Raw genomic sequence first — 4,498 nt, 5'->3', positions numbered from 1 at the left:
TGAAGACGCCGCGTTCTTCGGCATTGGCCCGGCCATAGAATTTCAGGTCGCCCATGGCAAAGACGGTGTCAGGCTGGCTGCCGAGCCAGAAGTTGACGAGGTCGAAGTGGTGGGTCGACTTATGGACCATCAGGCCACCGGAATTGCGCTTGTCGCGGTGCCAGCGGCGGAAATAGTCGGCACCGTGGCGGGTATCGAGCAGCCATTCGAAATGGATGGAGGTCGGGGTGCCGATGGCGCCTTCGGCGATCAGCTCGCGCAGGGCCGAATTGTGCGGGGCATAGCGATAGTTGAAGGTGACGCGGATCTTGCGGCCAGTGCGTTCAACGGCGTCGAGAATGTCCTGGCACTTTTCCTTATCAACGGTCATCGGCTTTTCGGTAATCACGTCGCAGCCGAGTTCCATGGCGCGGATGATGTACTTGTGGTGGGTACGGTCGACCGAGGTGACGATGACGAAATCGGGCTTTTCGGCCGCGATCATCTTTTCGAAGTCGGCGGCCTTATAGGTCGGCACCGGCTTGCCGCCAAGCTCTTCGGAGAAGATGCGGTTGGTGTAGTCCATGCGCGTCTGGTTGGTATCGCAGAGGGCGACGACGCGGGAGTTTTCCTTATGGGGTCCGAGGATGGCCTCGTAGAACATCCTGGCCCGTCCGCCCGTGCCCACGATTGCATAAGTCTTGACCATTTCCGCTCCTCGCATGCCATCAAAACCACGGCGAGATGACTCATGTTTTCGCCGTTTGGTTACATGTACCATACAAGATTGACGGCGTGCACTCGTTCTTTTGAGGGACCCGGAAAAGACGAGGCGCGCCCCTGCGGATTGCAGCGACGCGCCTCGAATTGAGCTTTAAACTCAGTTAGTTGGTGCGGGCCAGGTGGCGGTTCATATAGAGCGCAACCAGGGTGCAGATGGCCCCTGAGAGCAGATAGGCGCCGGAGGAAATGAGGCCAAAGCTGCTCGAAAGCGCGAGCGCGACGAAGGGCGCGAAGCCGGCCCCGAACAGCCAGGCAAGGTCCGAAGTCAGCGCCGAGCCGGTATAGCGGTAGAGACGCGTAAAGTTGGACGCCACGACACCGGAGGATTGGCCGAAGGAGAGGCCGAGAAGGGCAAAGCCCGAGACCATGTAGAGGATTTCGCCCGTCGGGCCGGCGTCGAGCAGCAGCGGCGCGGAGATGGAATAGACGCCGATGGCTGCGGCCGAGACCCCCAGCAGCCAGCGCCGACCGAAGCGGTCGGCGAGGTAGCCGGAAAGCACCACGGCAAAGAGGCCGACAAAGGCCGAACCAACCTCGATGACGAGGAAATTGACCGGTGGCTCCCGGGTGAAGAGAAACACATAGGAGAGCGGGAACACGGTCACCATGTGGAAGAGCGCAAAACTCGCGAGGGGGGCGAAGGCGCCGATGACGATGTTGCGCCAGTCATTGCCAACGGTCTCGCGAATCGTGGTCGGGATCAGTTCGCCGCCTTCGAAGAGGGTCGTGTATTCGGGCGTCACCACGATGCGGAGGCGGGCAAAGAGCGCCACCACGTTGATGGCGAAAGCCACGAAGAAGGGATAGCGCCAGCCCCAGGCCAGGAAGTCTTCGGCCGAGAGGGACGAGGAGAGGTAGGCAAACAGCGCTGATGCAACGATGAGGCCAATGGGGGCGCCGAGCTGCGGCACCATGGCGTACCAGCCGCGCTTTTCCTGGGGAGCATTGAGCGCCAGGAGCGAGGCAAGACCATCCCACGCGCCGGCGAGGGCGAGGCCCTGGCCCATGCGGAAGATGATGAGGATCGCGACGGCGAGCCAGCCGACCTGGTCGTAGCTGGGGAGGAACGCAATGGCCACGGTGGAGATGCCGAGCAGCATCAGTGCGATCGTGAGTTTGACGCCGCGTCCATAGTTACGGTCGACCGCGGAGAAGATGACGGTGCCGATCGGGCGGGCGACGAAGGCCAAAGCGAAGACGGCGAAGGAGAGCAAAGTGCCGGTTAGCGGGTCGGCGAAGGAGAAAATCACCGAGGGGAAAACCAGCACCGAGGCGATGGCATAGACGAAGAAGTCGAAGAACTCGGAGGTGCGACCAATAATCACACCGATGGCGATCTCGCCTGCATCTACTGGTCGATGGCCGGTGTGCAGGGCCCGCGCATCGCGTTCGGCGGCTGTCTCAGGGACGTGGGAAGTGGAGGTTGCCATGTCGCTAAGCTCCTGGTTTTGATCGAATTTCTGATCGGCGGTCCGGGAGGAGGGGGAGGGCCGTCAGTCGTTCACTACGGACTGGTTTGAGGCTGTCTTGCATCAAAGACCCAGCGCTTACGAGTGGACAAAATGTCCGATGGCGCAGAGGATGCCATGAGAGTAGTCCGCAAACCAAGCGCAGTCTTCCTCCCAAGGGCCGCAATGTCTCGTTTTGCCAAACTTCTTCTAGTGCCCCTCGCGGCGCCATTGCTTGCCGGCTGTAACGCCGTCGTCCTGGCGCCTGCTGGCGATATCGCCATGCAGCAACGCGATCTCATCCTCATCGCAACAGTGCTCATGCTGCTCATCATCATACCGGTGATGGTGCTGGTGGTGCTGTTTGCCCGCAAGTATCGGGAGGGCAACAACGCCAAGTACGAGCCCGACTGGGATCACTCGACCCATCTCGAGCTCGTCATCTGGTCGGCGCCGCTGGCCATCATCATCTGCCTTGGCGCGGTGACCTGGGTGTCGACGCACCTGCTTGATCCCTATCGCGAGCTCGGCCGCATCGGCCCTGACCGCCCGGTGGCCGCCGATGTGCAGCCGCTCGAGGTGGAAGTGGTGGCGCTCGACTGGAAGTGGATGTTCATCTACCCCCAATACGACATCGCCACGGTCAACGAACTGGTTGCCCCGGTCGATCGGCCGATCAGCTTCAAGCTGACCGCCTCGACGGTGATGAATTCCTTCTACATCCCGGCAATGGCCGGCATGATCTATGCCATGCCCGGCATGCAGACACGCCTGCACGGCGTGATCAACGAACCCGGCACCTATAAGGGCATTGCCGCACACTATAGCGGCCACGGTTTCTCGGGCATGCACTTTGCGACCAAGGGCGTGAGCGACAGCGAGTTCGACGCCTGGGTGGCGGAGGTTCGCGCCTCGCCCGATATGCTCAACCGCCAGCGCTACCTCGAAGTCGAGAAGCCCAGCGAACATGTTCCGGTGATGCACTTCGCCGGTGTCGAGAGCGGGCTTTATACCGCCATCGTCAACATGTGCGTCGAGCGCGACAAGATGTGCGCCAGCGAAATGATGTCGATCGACGAGAAGGGTGGCCTCGGCCATGCCGGCATCAACAATCTCGTTCCCGAGCTCTACGGTGGCGGCGAACGCAATCGCGCTCCCTTCGGCCCGCAGAAGACCTATGTCGCGGCCATCTGCTCGACCGACGAAGCCATTGCCATGACCGCCAAGCTGCCGGCCATCGAGGCCCCGGATACCGCTCCTTTCCTTGGGCGTGGTCTTGATCGGACGACGGCCGTTGCCCAGAGCAATGCACCTGCATTGGCCTGGCTCGCCGGCAAGCTCGCCTTCAACCAACACTCTTCGGCTGACGCGCTATGACAAACGAATTTTGGTCCTTCATTTTCGGGCGTCTCACCTGGGACGTCCTGCCGCTGCATGAACCGATCGTGGTCATCACCTTCATCGTCGTGGCCGTCGGTGGCCTCGCCGTGCTGGGCGCGCTGACCTATTTCAAGCTCTGGGGCTATCTCTGGAAAGAGTGGTTCACCAGCGTCGACCACAAGAAGATTGGCATCATGTATATGGTGCTTGGCCTGATCATGCTGTTGCGCGGCTTTGCCGACGCCTTGATGATGCGTCTGCAACAGGCCATCGCCTTTGGCGGCTATGAGGGTTACCTCAACGCGCACCACTATGATCAGCTGTTCTCCGTACACGGCGTGATCATGATCTTCTTCGTGGCCATGCCGCTGATCACGGGCTTCATGAACTATGTCGTGCCGCTGCAGATCGGCGCGCGCGACGTCAGCTTCCCGTTCCTCAACAACTTCTCGTTCTGGATGACTGCGGGCGGTGCCGTGCTGGTCATGGTCAGCCTCTTCATCGGCGAATTCGCCCAGACCGGCTGGCTGGCCTTCCCGCCCTTGTCAGGGATCGAGCATTCGCCGGCATCAGGCGTCGACTATTACATATGGGCGCTGCAGGTGGCGGGCGTGGGCACGACCCTATCGGGCGTCAACCTGATCGCGACCATCATCAAGATGCGCGCGCCGGGCATGACGCTGATGAAGATGCCGGTCTTCACCTGGACCTCGCTCTGCACCAACGTGCTGATCGTTGCTTCCTTCCCGATCCTGACCGCCGTTCTGACGTTGCTGGCGCTCGACCGTTATGTCGGCACTAACTTCTTCACCTCCGATTTCGGCGGCAGCCCGATGATGTACATCAACCTCATCTGGATCTGGGGCCACCCGGAGGTCTACATCCTCATCCTGCCGTGCTTCGGCATC

Annotated in this window: 4 protein-coding genes; 2 read left to right on the top strand and 2 right to left on the bottom strand. The window is 61.1% G+C overall.

Going from position 1 to position 4,498, the window contains the following annotated elements; translation table 11 throughout:
• Both J0I64_RS01120 and J0I64_RS01115 read right to left on the bottom strand, forming a co-directional pair.
• On the bottom strand, positions 1-688 hold a 688-nt coding region (locus J0I64_RS01120), incomplete at its 3' end, for a Gfo/Idh/MocA family oxidoreductase (RefSeq protein ID WP_291405580.1).
• Positions 689-863: 175 nt separating this feature from the next.
• Positions 864-2,192 (bottom strand): MFS transporter, encoded by a 1,329-nt coding sequence (locus J0I64_RS01115; protein WP_291405578.1) that lies wholly within the window; start codon positions 2,190-2,192, stop codon positions 864-866.
• Between the two features lie 204 nt (positions 2,193-2,396).
• Here J0I64_RS01115 and cyoA point away from each other — a divergent pair, with 204 nt between their 5' ends.
• Together cyoA and J0I64_RS01105 are read left to right on the top strand one after the other, a co-directional pair.
• Positions 2,397-3,587, top strand: coding sequence for a ubiquinol oxidase subunit II (cyoA, locus tag J0I64_RS01110; protein WP_291405576.1), 1,191 nt, complete (start codon positions 2,397-2,399; stop codon positions 3,585-3,587).
• Positions 3,584-4,498: cbb3-type cytochrome c oxidase subunit I (locus tag J0I64_RS01105; protein ID WP_291405575.1), on the top strand; the 915-nt coding region annotated here is incomplete at its 3' end. The genes cyoA and J0I64_RS01105, both read left to right, overlap by 4 nt.

Origin of the sequence: Devosia sp., assembly GCF_017307565.1 — a bacterium.
Lineage (GTDB): Bacteria > Pseudomonadota > Alphaproteobacteria > Rhizobiales > Devosiaceae > Devosia.
The sequence above is the reverse complement of the archived record's forward strand: the minus strand, read 5'-3'. Positions and strand labels throughout refer to the sequence as shown.

Excerpts from the sequence above, each read along its gene's own strand:
- J0I64_RS01115 (WP_291405578.1), bottom strand. The coding sequence starts at position 2,192 with ATGGCAACCTCCACTTCCCACGTCCCTGAGACAGCCGCCGAACGCGAT.
- cyoA (WP_291405576.1), top strand. The coding sequence starts at position 2,397 with ATGTCTCGTTTTGCCAAACTTCTTCTAGTGCCCCTCGCGGCGCCATTG.